Genomic DNA, 14,834 nt, shown 5'->3' with positions numbered 1-14,834 from the left:
ATGTGCTGATGTGAGGTGTATCAACAACAGTTTAAGAAGGGGGGGTTGGTTCGGGATAGAGCATCCGGTGTCTGTTCAGTTACGAAAACGTTCTACCGTTCAACCGACAGTGATCGAATCGAGTTTCCGGCGCAGGTAGGTGTGGGAGTCCACCGGTTCGTACGTCACGCGGCCGACGGGGGCGGGGACCGACTCGACCAGCGTTCCCGGTGTGCACTCGCCGAAGTAGACGAGCGAGATCAGCTCCTCAGCGGGCGCGTCGGTCGGCGGCGGCAGCACCCGGTGCCGCCCCGAGCGCCACCGGTCGCCGGTCCAGCGGGCCATGAGGTCCCCGATGTTGACCGTCAGCGCCGCCGGGTCGAACGGCGCGTCCTGCCAGCCGTCCGCGTCCGTGAACACCTGGAGCCCGCCCTTGCCCGCCTGCCGGTCGAGGATGGTGACGGTGCCGAAGTCCGTGTGCGGCCCGATCCGGAACTGACCCGGCCGCGCCTCGCCGACGACCTCCGTGCCCGGGTACCAGTTGATGTTGAAGCCGTACGTCGGGTGGTCCATGTGGCGGGTGAAGAAGTCCGGTTCGAGTCCGAGCGCCCCGCCGAGCAGTTCGAGGAGCAGGTTCTCCAGTCGTGCCATCCGCGCCACGTACTCCTCGCAGAGCGCCCGCAGCCGGGGCGCCTCGGCGGGCCAGACGTTCGGCGCGTACCACTGCCTGTTGGTCTCCGGGTCCTCGAACGGCTCGTGCGTCGCGAACGTCAGCGACTCCTTGAGGTCCGGCGGGGTCTTAGTGCCCTCGGCGTAGCCGTTGGCCTCGGCGCCGGGCCCGAGCCAGCCGCGCCCGCCGACCCGGGCCGCGTACGGCTGTTTGACCGCGGCGGGCAGGACGAAGAAGGCGCGGGCCGCGTCCCGCAGGGCGCGGCGCAGCCCCGGGTCCACGCCGTGCCCGGTGACGAGCAGGAAGCCGGCCGTCCGCAGGGCGTCGTCGACGGTGCGGGCGAGCGCGGCACGGTCGCCCGGGGCCCCGGAGATCCACGGTCCGAGGTCGATCGTGGGGACGGCGGAGGCCACCGGGCCCCCGGAACCGGCGGCACCGGGGGAGCCGGAACCCGCTGGGTGCGGGGAGTCGGCGTCGGGGAGGCCGGAGGTCGCCGAGTGCGGGGTCCCGGTCGTATCGGCCGTCTTCCTGGGGTCGTTCGCGGCGTCATTCACCGATGTCCTCGTTCCACAGGTCCGGGTTCTTCTCGATGAAGTCGCGCATCAGCGCGGTGCACTCGGGATCGTCGAGCAGCACGACCTCCACGCCGTGCCCGGCGAGCCAGTCGTGCCCGCCGTGGAAGGTGGCCGCCTCGCCGACGACCACCCGGGAGATCCCGAACTGCCGGACGAGCCCGCTGCAGTACCAGCACGGCGACAGGGTGGTCACCATGGTCGTACCGCGATAGGTCCGCTGCCGTCCCGCGTCGCGGAAGGCGGCCGTCTCGCCGTGCGCCGAGGGATCGCCGTCCTGGACGCGGCGGTTGTGGCCGCGGCCGAGCAGGGTGCCGTCCGCGCCGTACAGCGCGGCCCCGATGGGGATGCCGCCCTCGGCGAGTCCGGCGCGTGCCTCCTCCAGGGCCGTCGCGAGCCACGCGCGGGCCTGTGCCTGATCGATGCGCTGCATGGCTCCACTGTCCCCCGGACCCCCCTCTTCCGTCGCCGGAACACGAGGGCGGGGCGGGGGAAGCGCGGAGCTACGCCCCGGAAGCGGCCACGCGCAGCAGCAGCTTGCCCGTGCTCGTCCGCGAGCCCATCAGCGCGTGCGCCTCCGCGGCCGACTCCAGGGGGAACTCCGCCGTCACCGGCAGGGTCACCGTCCCGTCGGCCACCGTCTCGAACGCCCGTGAGGCGATCTCGCGGAGGGCGGCCGGGGCCGTTCTCGCCAGGCCGAGGATCGAGAACCCGGAGACCGACAGGCCGGTCGGGTAGAGCTCCGGCTGACCCACCGTCCAGGGCTCCGCCGAGCTCGCGTTGCCGAAGGAGACCAGCCGGCCGAAGGGGGCGAGGGAGGCGAGGCCGGCGCGGAGGGTCTCGCCGCCCACCGGGTCCAGGACCAGGTCCACCCCGCGGCCGGCGGTCGCCGCGCGCACCTCGTCCCGGAAGGACCCCACGAACACCTCGGTGTAGCCGTGGCCGAGGGCGTACTCGGCCTTCGGCGCGCCGGACACCACGCCGTACACCGCGCCGGCCCCGGCCGCCTTCGCCAGCCGGCCCAGCACCGTGCCCACGCCGCCCGCCGCGCCCTGCACGAGCACCGTCTCGCCGGGCTGGAGCCGGCCCACCGTGTGCAGCAGCGCGTACGCCGTGGGCAGGACGGTGGGCAGGGTGGCCCCGGTGCGCAGTCCGACGCCGTCGGGCAGCGGGAAGACCGTCACGGCGTCGGCCACGGTCACCTCCGCGTACGCCCCGCCCTCCGTCAGCGCCGCGACCTCCTGGCCCACCCGCAGCCCCGTGACGTCCGGGCCGACCGCCCGGACCCGGCCGGAGACCTCCAGTCCCGGCACGAACGGGAGTTCGGGGACGCGGTAGCCCTCCGACCTCGCCTTGAGGTCGGCGAAGTTCACGCCCGCGTAGGCCACGTCGATGCTCACCTGCCCCGGGCCCGGCTCGGGGACCTTGGCCTCGGCGGCCCGCAGGACCTCGGGACCGCCGTACTCCTGGAATTCGACCGTACGCATGGCACACCTCCGGCTGACGTCCGACTGTTCAATGAAAAGCGAACACTCGGGAGTGTATGGTTTTCATCGAACACTCGGCAAGCCGGTCGCGGAGCGCCGACCGCGGGGCATCGGATGCGGAGCGCCGACCGCGGAGCACCGGCCGCGGATCGGGCAGTCAGGGAACACCAGGGAGGCCGGCATGGCCGAGCGCACCAGTCACCGGGCCGCGCCCGAGCACACCCACCCCGACGAGGTCCCCGTGCCCGCCGCCCTCGCGGCGCTCGCCGATCCCGTGCGCATCCGGCTCGTCAGGGAGCTGGCCGGGTCCCCGGAGTGGAGCCGCACCTGCGGCAGTTTCGACGTGCCCGTCGGCAAGGCGGCCCTCAGCCATCACTTCGCCGTGCTGCGCGGCGCCGGTCTCGTCGAGCAGCGCGACGAGGGCCCCAGACGGGTCAACCGGCTGCGCCGGGCCGAGTTCGACGCCCGCTTCCCCGGGCTCCTCGACCTCGTCCTGCGCGAGGAGCCGGACCGCTGAGCTCTCCCGCCGGGGCCCGGCCGTGCCGTGGTGGCACCCGGCGACCTCGGCGCGGACGTCTCAGGCGTGCTCTTCGGTGGCGCGGGAGTCGGTGAGGGTGAGCGCGCCGCCGGCCGCGACCAGGCCGACGACGACCGCCAGTACGGCGTAGGTGATCCGCTCGGCGTGGAAGAACGACGCCACCAGGGAGTCGCCCCAGGTGCCCGCGGGCAGCCGGGTGGTGACCAGCGCGGCGATGAGGGTGCCGACCACGGCGGTGCCGATGCTGGTGCCGACCTCCTGGGCGGTGTCGTTGAGCGCCGTGCCGATCGACGTGCGGTTGCCCGGCATCGCGTCGACGAGCGCGATGGCGCAGATCGTCATGACGGTGCGCAGTCCGACGGTCATCACGACCATGCAGAGCGCGATCGCGCCGTAGCCGTGGTCGACGCCCCAGGACAGGCCGGCCAGTGAGCCGGCCAGGCAGGCCGCGCCGACCAGGCAGGCGACGCGGTGGCCGAACCTTCCCGCGAGCCACTCGGACAGGGGAGTCGCGAGGATCATGGTCACGATGATCGGCAGGTTCGCCAGGCCGGCCCGCACGGGGCTCCACCCGTAGGCGTACTGGAAGTGGAGGATCAGCCCGAACATCACGGCGGCCATCGCGATGGCCGTGCCGATCTGCGCGATGGCGGCGCCGCGGACGGTGCCGTCGGAGAAGAGGCGCAGGTCCAGCATCGGCGACGCGCTGCGGCGCTCGTGCCACACGAACGCGATCCCCGCGACGACGGCACCGAGGACCGACGCGAGCGTGCTCGTGGAGAGCCAGCCGTGCTCGACGCCGCTGGTCAGCGAGTAGCAGGCGAGGCCGATGGCGGTGACGCTCAGACCGGCGCCGGGAAGATCGAGCTTGTCGTGGGTCAGGTCCTGCGGCCGGTCGGCCGGGACGCCGAGGCGGACGCCGATGGCCGCGACCAACGCGATCGGGGCGTTGACGACCAGGAGCCACTGCCACTGGAAGTGGGCCAGGGCGGTGCCGCCCAGCAACGGGCCGAGGACGAAGCCGGACATGCCGACGACGATCATCAAGGTCATCGCGCGCATGCGCAGCGCCTTGTCGTCGAACAGCCGGAAGACCAGCGAGTTGGTGATGGGGGCCATCGCCGCCGCGGCGACGCCGAGGCCGGCCCGCAGGGTGATGAGCTGCCCCGCGGTGGTGACCGCGACGACGGCCAGGCTCAGCAGGCCGAACACCGCCAGGCCGGCCAGCAGGACGCGCCGGCGCCCGAGCCGGTCGGCCATCGATCCCGCCGTCAGCAGCAGGCCGCCGAACGTCAGCGAGTAGCCGCCGGTGACCCACTGCAGCGCGGTCGTGCCGCTGTCGAGGTCCCGGCCGATCGTGGGCAGCGCGATCGAGAGCAGGGTGTTGTCGACCATCTCGACGAAGAAGGCCAGGCAGAGCGCGGCCAGGGGTATCCACGCCGCGCGCAGGGACGGATAGGTGCGCGATGCGGCGGGCGCTGGGGCGGTCGTGGTCATGGCGGGCCTCCTCTCGGGACGCCGTCCACTATGGAACGGCGTTCGACTATGGAACGTTGTTCGACGATAGAACGCAGTTCGATAAATGCGCAAGCTGTGATTGGATGGACGTCATGACAGGCCCGCGAACACGACCCGCCGATCGCCCTTCCCGAGGGCGGCAGCGGGCCTCGCACTCCATCGAGGCCGTTCTCGGCGCGGCGGTGGCCCTCCTCGACGAGGCGGGCGAGCAGGCGCTGACCCTCCGTGCGCTCGCGACCCGGCTCGGCACCGGCGTCGGCAGCATCTACTGGTACGTCTCGGGCAAGGACGACCTGATCGACCGCGCCATCGACCACGTGCTCGGCGGGGTGCTGACCGCGATCGAAGGGCAGGCCGGCAGCGACGACGCGATCGACGACCTGCGCATGATGGCCCTCGCCCTGTTCGACGCGATCGTGGACCGGCCGTGGCTGGGCGCGCACTTCATGCGCCGCACCGACGTCCAGGGCAACTCGTTGCGGCTTTTCGAGAAGCTGGGGCAGCAGACCCTTCGACTCGACCTCGCGCCGCGGCAGCGCTTCCACGCCGTGTCGGCGATCGTGGGCGTCGTGGTCGGCAACGCCGCCGACATGGGGCAGGAGCCGCCCGAGGAAGTTCTCGACGGCTTCGTCGACCGCGACGAGTTCCTCGGCCGCTACACCGAGACGTGGCGTGCCCTCGACGCCGGGGAGTTCCCGTTCGTGCACGACATCGTCGAGGAGTTCGACGGGCACGACGACAAGGAACAGTTCCTCGCCGCGCTGGACCTGACCCTGGCGGGCCTCCGCCTCCAGGCCGGAGCCTGACGCCGTCCACCAGGACGCATCGGCGGTGCCGATGGGGGCATCGGCAGGACGCCCCGGTGGGCCGTGGCCCGGCAGCGGGTCCCGCTCCTACCTTCGGCACATGACCTCAGCCACCGCAGTCGAGAACAAGGGCATCGCCCAGCTCACCGCCGCCATGATGCTCTCCGGGACCCTCGGCGTCTTCGTCGTCGAGTCCGGGGCCTCGCCCTTCGACGTCGTCTTCTTCCGCGTCCTGTTCGGGGCGCTCGCCCTCGGCGGCTACGCACTGGCCCGGGGCTACTTCCGGGGCCACGGCTTCACCCCGCGCACGCTCGGACTCGCCGCGCTCGGCGGGGTGTTCATCGTCTTCAACTGGGTCCTGCTCTTCCAGTCGTACGAGAACACCTCGATCTCCGTCGCGACCGTCGTCTACCACACGCAGCCGTTCTACGTGGTCCTGCTGGGCGCCCTGCTCTTCCGGGAACGGCTCACCGCCGCCAAGGCCGGCTGGATCGCGCTGGCCTTCGCCGGTCTGGTCCTCGTCTCGGGCGTCTCCCCGGCCGACTTCGCGCACGGCGGCGCCTATCTCACCGGCGTCGGACAAGCGCTCCTCGCCGCGCTCCTCTACGGGCTCTCCACCCTGGTCACCAAGCAGATCACCGGAGTCCGCCCGCACCTGATCGCGCTCGTCCAGGTCGTCGTCGGCATCCCGCTGCTGCTCCCCTTCGCCGACTTCGGCGCGATGCGCGGGACCGGCGCGGACTGGGGCTGGCTGGTCGGGCTCGGAGTCGTCCACACGGGGCTGATGTACGTCCTGATGTACGCCGCGTACGCCAAGCTCCCGACCGCGAAGATCGCCGTGCTCGCCTTCACCTACCCGGCCGTCGCGATGGTCATGGACTGGGCGGTGTACGGCCACCACATCGGTCTCGTCCAGGCCCTCGGCGTCCCGCTGATCGTGACCGCCAGCCTGAAGGTGACGCTTCCCAGGAAGACCGGGAGCGCCAGGAGCATCATGGCCCGCCGGATCGCCGAGAACGCCTCGCTCACCCCCGCGGGCCGGACTCCTCGGACACCAGTTGCCGGGCCCGCTCCACGAACAGCCGCGCATGGGACGGAAGCCGCTTCCCGGCCCGCCAGGCCAGTTGCGTCGAAAGCGTGAACGGCGGCTCCCAGTCCAGCCGTACGAGCGTGCCCCGCTCCAGTTCGGCGGCGACCGTCACCTCGGGAAGCAGTGCGATGCCGAGGCCGGCCGCCGCGGCCCGTTTGGTCGCCTCGATCGTGCCGAACTCCGTGAACGCGACGGAGGAACCCTCCGGGAGGCGGGAGTCGAGCTCCCGCTCGAACAGGTCCCGGTAGGCGCAGCCGGGTTCGGTGGCGAGCAGGGAGTGGCCGGTGAGGTCGGCGGTGGCCGGTGCCGTGCCGACGAGCGGATCGCCGGGTGCGGCGACCAGCGCGAGGGGTTCCTCCGCGAGCACCGCGACCTCCAGACCCGCGTGCTCGGTCTCCGCCTCCATCAGGAAGCCGACGTCGTACGTGCCCTGGCGCAGGGCCTGCCGGGTCTCGTCGCCGATGGTCGTGCGCAGCGACAGCCGCACCCCGGGGTGGCGGTGGTGGAAGAACTCCAGGAGCGGCAGCAGCCGGTACGAGGTCAGGGACTCCATCGTGCCGATGGTGAGCGCCCCGGCGGGTTCCCCGGCGCCGACGACCGCGGCCCGCGCCTCCTCGGTCAGCTCGATGATCTGCCGGGCGTAGGGCAGCAGCCGCTCACCCGCCTCGGTCAGCCGGATCCTGCTGCCCAGCCGGTCGAAGAGCTCCGTGCCGAGCGAGGACTCCAGGGCGCGGATCTGGCTGGTCACGCTGGACTGCGCGTACGTCAGCTCGGCCGCGGCCCGGGTGAAACTCAGCACGGTCGCGACCTTCTCGAAGGTCACCAGCAGGCGCAGCTCCATGTCACGACTCCTCGTCGGACCTGCCCTGCTCCTCGCGTCGCTTCAGTTCCTCCTCGCGGCGGCGCAGGTCCGCCTCCCAGTCCTTCAGCAGGGCCTCGTCCTTGCGGTTCTCGGCCTTGAGGGACTTCAGGAACTCGGGGTTGTCGTCGGGCGCGACGAACTCCGTCCGGTGGTCGCGGTGCCATTCGGAGGGCGTCGAGCCGCCCGCGGGGCCCCGGCGGTTGCGGCCCGCGACCAGCCAGGCGACCGGACCGACCAGCACCTCGCCGAAGAGCAGGATGATGATGACCCAGACCACCTTGGGCAGGCCCCTGACCTCCTCCTCCGGCGTGTTCAGGCAGTCGATGAAGGCGTAGATCCACAGCGCCAGGACCAGCAGGAAGGGCAGATACCTGAGCATGGCCGAACGGTCCCCCAGTGAGCGACGGCGGGGCGGCACGGGCCCCCGGTGACGGGCACAGATTAGCGGGTGGCCGATACTTGGACACATGGCTTACGACGATCTTCGTTCCCTGCTCAGGGCGCTGGAGCGCGAGGGAGACCTCAAGCGCATCAAGGCCGAGGTGGATCCGTACCTGGAGGTCGGGGAGATCGTCGACCGGGTGCAGAAGGCCGGCGGGCCCGCGCTCCTCTTCGAGAACGTGAAGGGCTCCGCCATGCCCCTCGCGATGAACGTCTTCGGCACCGACCGGCGCCTGCTGAAGGCCCTCGGGCTGAAGTCGTACGGCGAGATCTCCGACAAGATCGGCGGTCTGCTCAGGCCGGAGCTGCCGCACGGCTTCGTGGGCGTGCGCGAGGCGTTCGGGAAGCTCGGCGCGATGGCGCACGTGCCGCCGAAGAAGGTCAAGGACGCGCCGGTGCAGGAAGTGGTGCTCCACGGCGAGGACGTCGACCTCGACGCGCTGCCCGCCCTGTTCACCTGGCCCGACGACGGCGGCTCCTTCTTCAACCTCGGGCTCACCCACACCAAGGACCCCGAGTCCGGCATCCGCAACCTCGGTCTGTACCGGCTCCAGCGGCACGACAAGCGCACCATCGGCATGCACTGGCAGATCCACAAGGACAGCCGCAACCACTACCAGGTCGCCGCCCGCAGGGGCGAGCGGCTGCCCGTCGCGATCGCCTTCGGCTGCCCGCCCGCCGTCACGTACGCCTCCACCGCCCCGCTGCCCGGGGACATCGACGAGTACCTGTTCGCCGGGTTCGTCCAGGGCAAGCGGATCGAGATGGTCGACTGCAAGACCGTTCCGCTCCAGGTGCCCGCGAACGCCGAGGTCGTCCTCGAAGGCTGGCTGGAGCCGGGCGAGATGCTGCCCGAGGGGCCGTTCGGCGACCACACCGGGTTCTACACCCCGCAGGAGCCGTTCCCGGCGCTGACCATCGACTGCGTGACGATGCGCCGGCGGCCGCTGCTCCAGTCCATCGTGGTGGGCCGGCCCCCGACGGAGGACGGGCCCCTCGGCCGGGCGACGGAGCGTTTCTTCCTCCCGCTGCTGAAGATCATCGTCCCGGACATCGTGGACTACCACCTGCCGGAGGCGGGCGGTTTCCACAACTGCGCGATCGTCTCGATCGACAAGAAGTACCCCAAGCACGCCCAGAAGGTGATGCACGCCGTCTGGGGTGCGCACATGATGTCCCTGACGAAGCTCATCGTGGTCGTCGACGCGGACTGCGACGTCCACGATCTGCACGAGGTGGCCTGGCGCGCGCTCGGCAACACGGACTACGCCCGTGACCTCACCGTCGTCGAAGGCCCGGTCGACCACCTCGACCACGCCTCCTACCAGCAGTTCTGGGGCGGCAAGGCGGGCATCGACGCGACGAAGAAGTGGCCCGAGGAGGGCTACACGAGGGACGGGGGCTGGCCGGAGATGGTCCTGTCGGACCCGGACACGGCCGAACGGGTGACACGGCGTTGGAAGGAATACGGGCTGTGAGTTCAGCTTCCGCGGCGCTCCCGCAGCCGGGCCGCACCAGGACGTTCCTGCGACTTGTCATGATCGAGCACTCGGTGTTCGCGCTGCCCTTCGCGTACATCGCGGCGCTCACCGCGATGTTCGAGGTCGACAAGAACATCCACTGGGGGAAGCTGCTCCTGGTGACCGTGTGCATGGTCGGCCTGCGCACCTTCGCGATGGCCGCGAACCGGATCATCGACCGCGAGATCGACGCCCGCAACCCCCGTACGGCCCAGCGCGAACTGGTCACCGGCGCGATGAGCGTCAAGCACGCGTGGACGGGCGCGCTGGTCGCGCTGGTCGTCTTCCTCGGCGCGGCGGCGCTGCTCAACCCGCTGTGCCTGGCGCTGGCGCCCGTCGCGGTCATCCCGATGGTCGTCTACCCGTACGGCAAGCGGTTCACGAACTTCCCGCAGGCCATCCTCGGGCTCGCCCAGGCGATGGGCCCCGTCGGCGCCTGGATCGCCGTCACCGGCACCTGGTCCTGGGAGGCGGTCGTCCTCGGTCTCGCGGTCGGCGTCTGGATCGGCGGCTTCGACCTGATCTACGCCTGCCAGGACGTCGAGACCGACCGCGAGATCGGCGTGATGTCCGTGCCGGCCCGGTTCGGCATCCCGGCCGCGGTCCAGAGCGCGCGGGTCTGCCACGCGGTGACGACGGCGCTCTTCGTCTGGTACGGGGCGGCCACCGGCGCCGGCGCCTTCTTCTGGCTGGGCCTGGTGATCGTCGCCGGCGCGTTCCTCTACGAGCACTCCATCGTGAAACCGCACGACCTGAGCCGGCTGAACCGGGCGTTCTTCCAGGTCAACGGCTTCATCGGGATCGCCCTGTTCGTGTGTGCCCTGCTCGACCTGCTGGTGCGCGGGCTGACGGTCTGACCATGGGCGGTGGCCGGATAGGCTCGACATCATGAAGCCAGGACAGACGCAGCGCCGGCCTTGGATCGTGGGGGTCTCCGGCGCGTCCGGTACGCCGTACGCGGCCGCAGTGCTGCGTTCGCTGCTGGACGCGGGGGAGAGCGTCGACCTGGTCGTCAGCAGGGCGTCACGGCTCACGCTGCTCGACGAGACCGGCCTCCCGTTCCGCGACGCCCACTGGCGCGGCGATCTGCGCGCCTGGCTGGAGCGGGGCGCCGACGGCAAGCCCGGCACCTTCGACGTCACCGAGGAACACCTCGACGGCGTACGGCACTGGAGCGCCGGCGACCTGGCGGCGGGCCCCTCGTCGGGCTCGTACCCGGCCAAGGGCATGCTGATCGTGCCCGCGTCCACCGCCTGTGTGGCCGGAGTCGCCCTCGGCCTCTCCAAGGACCTGCTGCAACGGGCCGCGAGCGTCACCCTCAAGGAGGGGCGCAAGCTGGTCGTCGCCGTACGGGAGACCCCGCTCGGCGGGCAGACCCTGCGTCACCTGGTCTCCCTGGACGACGCGGGCGCCGTCGTGCTGCCCGCCTCGCCGGCGTTCTACGCGGGGGCCACGCACATCCAGGACCTGGTGGACTTCGTCGCCGGGCGGGCCCTCGACGCGGCGGGCGTCGAACACGGCCTCTACCGCCGGTGGAAGGGCGGACTCGGGAGCGGTTCCCGGGACGCCACCGCCTAGACTCGCAAGATTCTCAGGACTCTCAGACCTTTTCAGCGGAAGGCTTCGATCGCATGGACGCGGTGGACAGGCAGCTCATCCAGGCCCTGAGGGAGAACGGCCGGGCCTCCTACGCGGAGCTGGGGCGCCTCGTCGGTCTGTCGGGACCCAGTGTCACCGACCGCATCAACCGGCTGGAGGCGGCCGGTGTCATCACCGGGTACCGCGCGACGGTCGACTCGGCCTCGCTCGGCCTCGGCGTCACCGCCCTGATCGGCATCTCGCTGTCCGACGCGGCCGACCACGAGGACGTGGCCCGGCGGCTGCGCGACCTCAGCGAGATCGAGGACTGCTGGTTCATCGCGGGCGACGACTCGTTCATGCTCAAGGTGCGCTCCAGCGACGTCGACGGACTGGAGAAGACCATCCGGCGGCTGTCCGGGACCAAGGGCGTCTCCCGCACCCGTACGACGATCGTGCTCTCCACGAAGTGGGAGAACCGGGTCGGCGAGCTGCCCGAGGAGGACTAGTCCCCCGGCACCGGGGACACCCCGGGGGCGAAAGGCCCAGGTGGGGGCCTTTCGTCGGCAGGGCGGGGAGTACGGTTGGCAGCGTTCGTCACAGGGAGAGGTAATCGCATGGATGTCGGGCTCAAGCGCGAGCTGGAGGACAAGGTCCGGGCCGGTGAGCGGCTGACCCGCGAGGACGGCATCGCGCTCTACGAGTCGGACGACCTGGCCTGGCTCGGCGGGCTCGCGCACGAGGTGCGCACGCGCAAGAACGGCGACGTCGTCCACTTCAACGTCAACCGCCACCTCAACATGACGAACGTGTGCACCGCGTCCTGCGCGTACTGCTCGTTCCAGCGCAAGCCGGGCGAGAAGGACGCGTACACGATGCGCATCGAGGAGGCCGTCCGCCTCGCCAAGGCGATGGAGGGCGAGAACCTCACCGAGCTGCACATCGTCAACGGCCTGCACCCCAGCCTGCCCTGGCGCTACTACCCGCGTTCGCTGAGCGAGCTGAAGAAGGCCCTGCCGAACGTCTCGCTGAAGGCGTTCACCGCCACCGAGATCCACCACTTCGAGACCATCTCGGGGCTGTCGGCCTCTCAGATCCTCGACGAGCTGATCGAGGCCGGTCTGGAGTCGCTGACCGGCGGCGGCGCGGAGATCTTCGACTGGGAGGTCCGCCAGCACATCGTCGACCACCGCACCCACTGGGAGGACTGGTCGCGCATCCACCGCCTCGCGCACGAGAAGGGCCTCAAGACCCCGTGCACGATGCTGTACGGGCACATCGAGGAGCCCCGCCACCGCGTCGACCACGTGCTGCGGCTGCGTGAGCTCCAGGACGAGACCGGCGGCTTCCAGGTCTTCATCCCGCTGCGCTACCAGCACGACTTCGTGGACATGCAGGACGGCAAGGTCCGCAACCGCCTCCAGGCGCGCACCCAGATGGCGACCGGCGCCGAGGCGCTGAAGACCTTCGCGGTCTCCCGGCTGCTCTTCGACAACGTCCCGCACGTCAAGGTCTTCTGGGTCATGCACGGTGTGCAGACCGCGCAGCTCGCGCTCCAGCACGGCGCCGACGACATGGACGGCTCGGTCGTCGAGTACAAGATCACGCACGACGCGGACAACTACGGCACGCCGAACAAGCTCACCCGCGAGGACCTGCTGGACCTCATCCGGGACGCGGGCTTCCGCCCGGTGGAGCGCAACACGCGGTACGAGATCATCCGCGAGTACGACGGCCCGGACCCGGCACGCCGTGAGGCGCCGCAGCCGATGCGGGTCTGACGTGGCGCTGGCCTTCGAACTGGATCCGGCGGTCACCCCCGAACTCAGGGACGGTGTCGTCGCCCTGTGGGTGGACGTCTCGAACGCGGGCGGCTCCGTCGGCTTCGTGCCGCCGGTGGCCGCCGGTGACGTGCGCCCCGAACTCGTGAAGCACTTCGTCGCCATGGCGGAGGGCCGCACCCGGCTGCTGGTCGGCCGGGACGATGAGGGCGCCGTCGCGGCGACCGCCTTCATCACCCACAACACCCACCGGCTGATGAGGCACTGGGTCTGGCTGTACACCGTGATGGTGCACCCCCGGCACCAGGGCAAGGGGTACGGCCGGGACCTGCTCGCCGCCGCGGAGGCGGCGGCGGGCGGCCTCGACGGCGTCGACGCGATACGGCTGACCTGCCGGGGCGGCCAGGGCCTGGAGCGCTTCTACGCCTCCTGCGGCTACAAGGAGGTCGGGCGGGTGCCCGGCGCGATCCGCGTCGCCCCCGGCGACGAACGGGACGACATCACGATGCTGCTGCCCCTCCCTCGCCGCGTCTGAGGAGCCTCTCCGTGCCACGGCCGGGTGATCCTCCGCCCGCGACCGAGGACCCCCTGCAAGATCACTGTCCCGGCGTGCTTCACTGGACAGGGTTCTTTGGGAACGTTCGGAACGGAAGAGTGGATTGAGATGCTCCGCTACACACTGATGCGCCTCGGTATCTTCGTGGGCTGCTTCGTGGTCGTCTGGGGCCTCGTCTACTCCGGCGTCGCCCCGCGCGGCCTCGGCGACTCCAACTTCATGTGGATCGTCCTGCTGGCCCTGGTGATCTCCGCGCCGATCAGCTTCGTCGTCCTGCGCGGCGCGCGCGACCGCGCCTCGGTCCAGGTCGTCGCCCGCGTCGAGCGCGCCAAGGCGAACCTGGACCGCAACCGCAACCAGGAGGACGCCGCCCTGGACGAGTCCGTCCAGGGTGCCCCGAACCAGGCTTCGTCAACCACCCAGCGCTGAAACGCCGGGCTTGCGCAACGGGCACCACTGGCGGCGCTCCTCCCGGAGCTGAGGCCCTGGGGTTCGTCGCAAGAGCAGGCTGGATCCGTTGTGCGCCCGGCCGCGCGGCGGCCCCTCGTAGGCTTGGCGCATGGATGCTGTGAAGAACAAGCGGATGCCTCGCGCGGTACGCGAACAGCAGATGCTGGACGCGGCCGTACGGACCTTCGGGCAGCGCGGTTACCGGGCGGCGTCGATGGACGAGATCGCCGAACTGGCGGGCGTGTCCAAGCCGTTGGTGTACCTGTACCTGAACTCGAAGGAAGACCTGTTCATCGCGTGCATCCGGCGTGAGGCCAAGGCGCTCACCGACGCGGTCCGCGCCGGCGTCCGTCCCGAGCTGTCCGCGGACCGGCAACTCTGGGAAGGACTGCGGGCGTTCTTCGGCCACACCGCCGAGAACCCGGACGGCTGGGCGGTCCTGCACCTCCAGGCCCGTACGCACGGCGAGCCCTTCGCGGCCGAGGTCTTCGCGATGCGCGAGGAACTGGTCCGCTTCGTCACGCAGTTGATCGTCATCGCCGCGCGCGAGGCGCACCGCGACCCGTCGCTGCCCGCGCGGGAGGTCGCCGGGCTCGCGGAGGCACTGGTCGGCGCCGCCGAGTCGATGGCCGCGTGGGCCAACGCCACCCCGGGCGTCTCCGCCCGGCAGGCCGCCGCCACCCTGATGAACTTCGCCTGGACCGGACTCGGCACCCTCATGCAGGGCCGGCCCTGGTGCCCGCCGGCCGCCGGGGTCCCGTCCCGGTCCGCCGCGGAGGTCTGAGGCCTTCGGCCCGCGGGCCCGCCCGTGCCGGGCGGGTCGGTCGCGGCCCCAGCGCCGCAGCGCGGGGGCGACCCGCTCCCGGCCCACGCGGCAGAGGGACTCGGCGCCGCCGCGCGCGGCCCGGCGGATCACCGTCCGCAGGGGGCCCGCGCTTCCCGTGCCCGGCGCGGACGTCGGCGCTCTGCCCTTCTCGTCGAGGCCG

Annotated in this window: 17 protein-coding genes; 11 read left to right on the top strand and 6 right to left on the bottom strand. The window is 71.3% G+C overall.

Annotated features, from left to right (window positions below; all coding sequences use genetic code 11):
• Positions 1-99 precede the first annotated feature (99 nt).
• From ACFW6B_RS07850 to ACFW6B_RS07840, 3 genes are all read right to left on the bottom strand, one after another.
• Complete coding sequence (locus ACFW6B_RS07850; protein WP_386593186.1) at positions 100-1,062, bottom strand: isopenicillin N synthase family dioxygenase; 963 nt, start codon at positions 1,060-1,062, stop codon at positions 100-102.
• Between the two features lie 133 nt (positions 1,063-1,195).
• Complete coding sequence (locus tag ACFW6B_RS07845) at positions 1,196-1,654, bottom strand: nucleoside deaminase (protein WP_386593131.1); 459 nt, start codon at positions 1,652-1,654, stop codon at positions 1,196-1,198.
• A gap of 70 nt (positions 1,655-1,724) precedes the next feature.
• A complete protein-coding gene (locus ACFW6B_RS07840; protein WP_386593128.1) occupies positions 1,725-2,708 on the bottom strand; it encodes a zinc-binding alcohol dehydrogenase family protein in 984 nt (327 codons plus the stop codon).
• Positions 2,709-2,889: 181 nt separating this feature from the next.
• Here ACFW6B_RS07840 and ACFW6B_RS07835 point away from each other — a divergent pair, with 181 nt between their 5' ends.
• Positions 2,890-3,225, top strand: a complete 336-nt coding sequence (locus ACFW6B_RS07835) for an ArsR/SmtB family transcription factor (RefSeq protein ID WP_386593125.1) — start codon at positions 2,890-2,892, stop codon at positions 3,223-3,225.
• 60 nt (positions 3,226-3,285) lie between these two features.
• Here the strand turns inward: ACFW6B_RS07835 and ACFW6B_RS07830 are convergent, their stop codons facing one another.
• Positions 3,286-4,743, bottom strand: coding sequence for an MFS transporter (locus tag ACFW6B_RS07830; protein ID WP_386593123.1), 1,458 nt, complete (start codon positions 4,741-4,743; stop codon positions 3,286-3,288).
• Between the two features lie 179 nt (positions 4,744-4,922).
• On the opposite strand from ACFW6B_RS07830, the gene ACFW6B_RS07825 reads away from it, so the two are divergent.
• Positions 4,923-5,570: a TetR/AcrR family transcriptional regulator gene (locus ACFW6B_RS07825; RefSeq protein WP_386593184.1), complete on the top strand. Its 648-nt coding sequence runs from the start codon at positions 4,923-4,925 to the stop codon at positions 5,568-5,570.
• A 100-nt stretch (positions 5,571-5,670) separates the two neighbouring features.
• On the top strand, positions 5,671-6,711 hold the full coding sequence (locus tag ACFW6B_RS07820; protein ID WP_386593121.1) for a DMT family transporter: 1,041 nt from the start codon (positions 5,671-5,673) through the stop codon (positions 6,709-6,711).
• On the opposite strand, the gene ACFW6B_RS07815 is transcribed toward ACFW6B_RS07820, so the two are convergent.
• Both ACFW6B_RS07815 and ACFW6B_RS07810 read right to left on the bottom strand, forming a co-directional pair.
• Positions 6,596-7,501, bottom strand: coding sequence for a LysR family transcriptional regulator (locus tag ACFW6B_RS07815; RefSeq protein ID WP_386593119.1), 906 nt, complete (start codon positions 7,499-7,501; stop codon positions 6,596-6,598). The genes ACFW6B_RS07820 and ACFW6B_RS07815 overlap by 116 nt on opposite strands.
• 1 nt (position 7,502) lies before the next feature.
• Entirely contained in the window at positions 7,503-7,901 is a 399-nt protein-coding gene (locus tag ACFW6B_RS07810; RefSeq protein WP_386593117.1) for a PLD nuclease N-terminal domain-containing protein, read from the bottom strand.
• Positions 7,902-7,989: 88 nt separating this feature from the next.
• Between ACFW6B_RS07810 and ACFW6B_RS07805 the strand changes: the two genes are divergently transcribed.
• The 8 genes from ACFW6B_RS07805 to ACFW6B_RS07770 all read left to right on the top strand — a co-directional run bounded on the left by ACFW6B_RS07805 (position 7,990) and on the right by ACFW6B_RS07770 (position 14,632).
• Entirely contained in the window at positions 7,990-9,441 is a 1,452-nt protein-coding gene (locus ACFW6B_RS07805; protein ID WP_386593115.1) for a menaquinone biosynthesis decarboxylase, read from the top strand.
• On the top strand, positions 9,438-10,340 hold the full coding sequence (gene mqnP, locus ACFW6B_RS07800) for a menaquinone biosynthesis prenyltransferase MqnP (RefSeq protein WP_386593113.1): 903 nt from the start codon (positions 9,438-9,440) through the stop codon (positions 10,338-10,340). Before ACFW6B_RS07805 ends, mqnP begins: the two co-directional genes overlap by 4 nt.
• Positions 10,341-10,371: 31 nt before the next feature.
• Positions 10,372-11,061 (top strand): UbiX family flavin prenyltransferase, encoded by a 690-nt coding sequence (locus ACFW6B_RS07795; protein WP_386593111.1) that lies wholly within the window; start codon positions 10,372-10,374, stop codon positions 11,059-11,061.
• A gap of 53 nt (positions 11,062-11,114) precedes the next feature.
• Complete coding sequence (locus ACFW6B_RS07790) at positions 11,115-11,570, top strand: Lrp/AsnC family transcriptional regulator (protein WP_037627278.1); 456 nt, start codon at positions 11,115-11,117, stop codon at positions 11,568-11,570.
• Between the two features lie 108 nt (positions 11,571-11,678).
• On the top strand, positions 11,679-12,842 hold the full coding sequence (gene mqnE / locus ACFW6B_RS07785; RefSeq protein WP_386593108.1) for an aminofutalosine synthase MqnE: 1,164 nt from the start codon (positions 11,679-11,681) through the stop codon (positions 12,840-12,842).
• A gap of 1 nt (position 12,843) precedes the next feature.
• A complete protein-coding gene (locus ACFW6B_RS07780; RefSeq protein ID WP_386593106.1) occupies positions 12,844-13,377 on the top strand; it encodes a GNAT family N-acetyltransferase in 534 nt (177 codons plus the stop codon).
• A 129-nt stretch (positions 13,378-13,506) separates the two neighbouring features.
• Positions 13,507-13,827 (top strand): DUF4229 domain-containing protein, encoded by a 321-nt coding sequence (locus tag ACFW6B_RS07775; protein WP_386593102.1) that lies wholly within the window; start codon positions 13,507-13,509, stop codon positions 13,825-13,827.
• A gap of 130 nt (positions 13,828-13,957) precedes the next feature.
• A complete protein-coding gene (locus ACFW6B_RS07770; RefSeq protein WP_386593100.1) occupies positions 13,958-14,632 on the top strand; it encodes a TetR/AcrR family transcriptional regulator in 675 nt (224 codons plus the stop codon).
• Positions 14,633-14,834 lie beyond the last annotated feature (202 nt).

It is taken from the genome of Streptomyces sp. NPDC058751 (assembly GCF_042746485.1).
Classification (GTDB): Bacteria; Actinomycetota; Actinomycetes; order Streptomycetales; family Streptomycetaceae; genus Streptomyces.
The sequence above is the reverse complement of the archived record's forward strand: the minus strand, read 5'-3'. Positions and strand labels throughout refer to the sequence as shown.

What these genes read in the sequence shown, in the direction of transcription:
- ACFW6B_RS07835 (WP_386593125.1), top strand. Translation starts at nt 2,890, where the DNA reads ATGGCCGAGCGCACCAGTCACCGGGCCGCGCCCGAGCACACCCACCCC.
- ACFW6B_RS07790 (WP_037627278.1), top strand. Translation starts at nt 11,115, where the DNA reads ATGGACGCGGTGGACAGGCAGCTCATCCAGGCCCTGAGGGAGAACGGC.
- ACFW6B_RS07840 (WP_386593128.1), bottom strand. Translation starts at nt 2,708, where the DNA reads ATGCGTACGGTCGAATTCCAGGAGTACGGCGGTCCCGAGGTCCTGCGG.
- ACFW6B_RS07815 (WP_386593119.1), bottom strand. Translation starts at nt 7,501, where the DNA reads ATGGAGCTGCGCCTGCTGGTGACCTTCGAGAAGGTCGCGACCGTGCTG.
- ACFW6B_RS07805 (WP_386593115.1), top strand. Translation starts at nt 7,990, where the DNA reads ATGGCTTACGACGATCTTCGTTCCCTGCTCAGGGCGCTGGAGCGCGAG.
- mqnE (WP_386593108.1), top strand. Translation starts at nt 11,679, where the DNA reads ATGGATGTCGGGCTCAAGCGCGAGCTGGAGGACAAGGTCCGGGCCGGT.
- ACFW6B_RS07795 (WP_386593111.1), top strand. Translation starts at nt 10,372, where the DNA reads ATGAAGCCAGGACAGACGCAGCGCCGGCCTTGGATCGTGGGGGTCTCC.
- ACFW6B_RS07775 (WP_386593102.1), top strand. Translation starts at nt 13,507, where the DNA reads ATGCTCCGCTACACACTGATGCGCCTCGGTATCTTCGTGGGCTGCTTC.
- ACFW6B_RS07820 (WP_386593121.1), top strand. Translation starts at nt 5,671, where the DNA reads ATGACCTCAGCCACCGCAGTCGAGAACAAGGGCATCGCCCAGCTCACC.
- ACFW6B_RS07830 (WP_386593123.1), bottom strand. Translation starts at nt 4,743, where the DNA reads ATGACCACGACCGCCCCAGCGCCCGCCGCATCGCGCACCTATCCGTCC.
- ACFW6B_RS07770 (WP_386593100.1), top strand. Translation starts at nt 13,958, where the DNA reads ATGGATGCTGTGAAGAACAAGCGGATGCCTCGCGCGGTACGCGAACAG.
- ACFW6B_RS07845 (WP_386593131.1), bottom strand. Translation starts at nt 1,654, where the DNA reads ATGCAGCGCATCGATCAGGCACAGGCCCGCGCGTGGCTCGCGACGGCC.
- ACFW6B_RS07810 (WP_386593117.1), bottom strand. Translation starts at nt 7,901, where the DNA reads ATGCTCAGGTATCTGCCCTTCCTGCTGGTCCTGGCGCTGTGGATCTAC.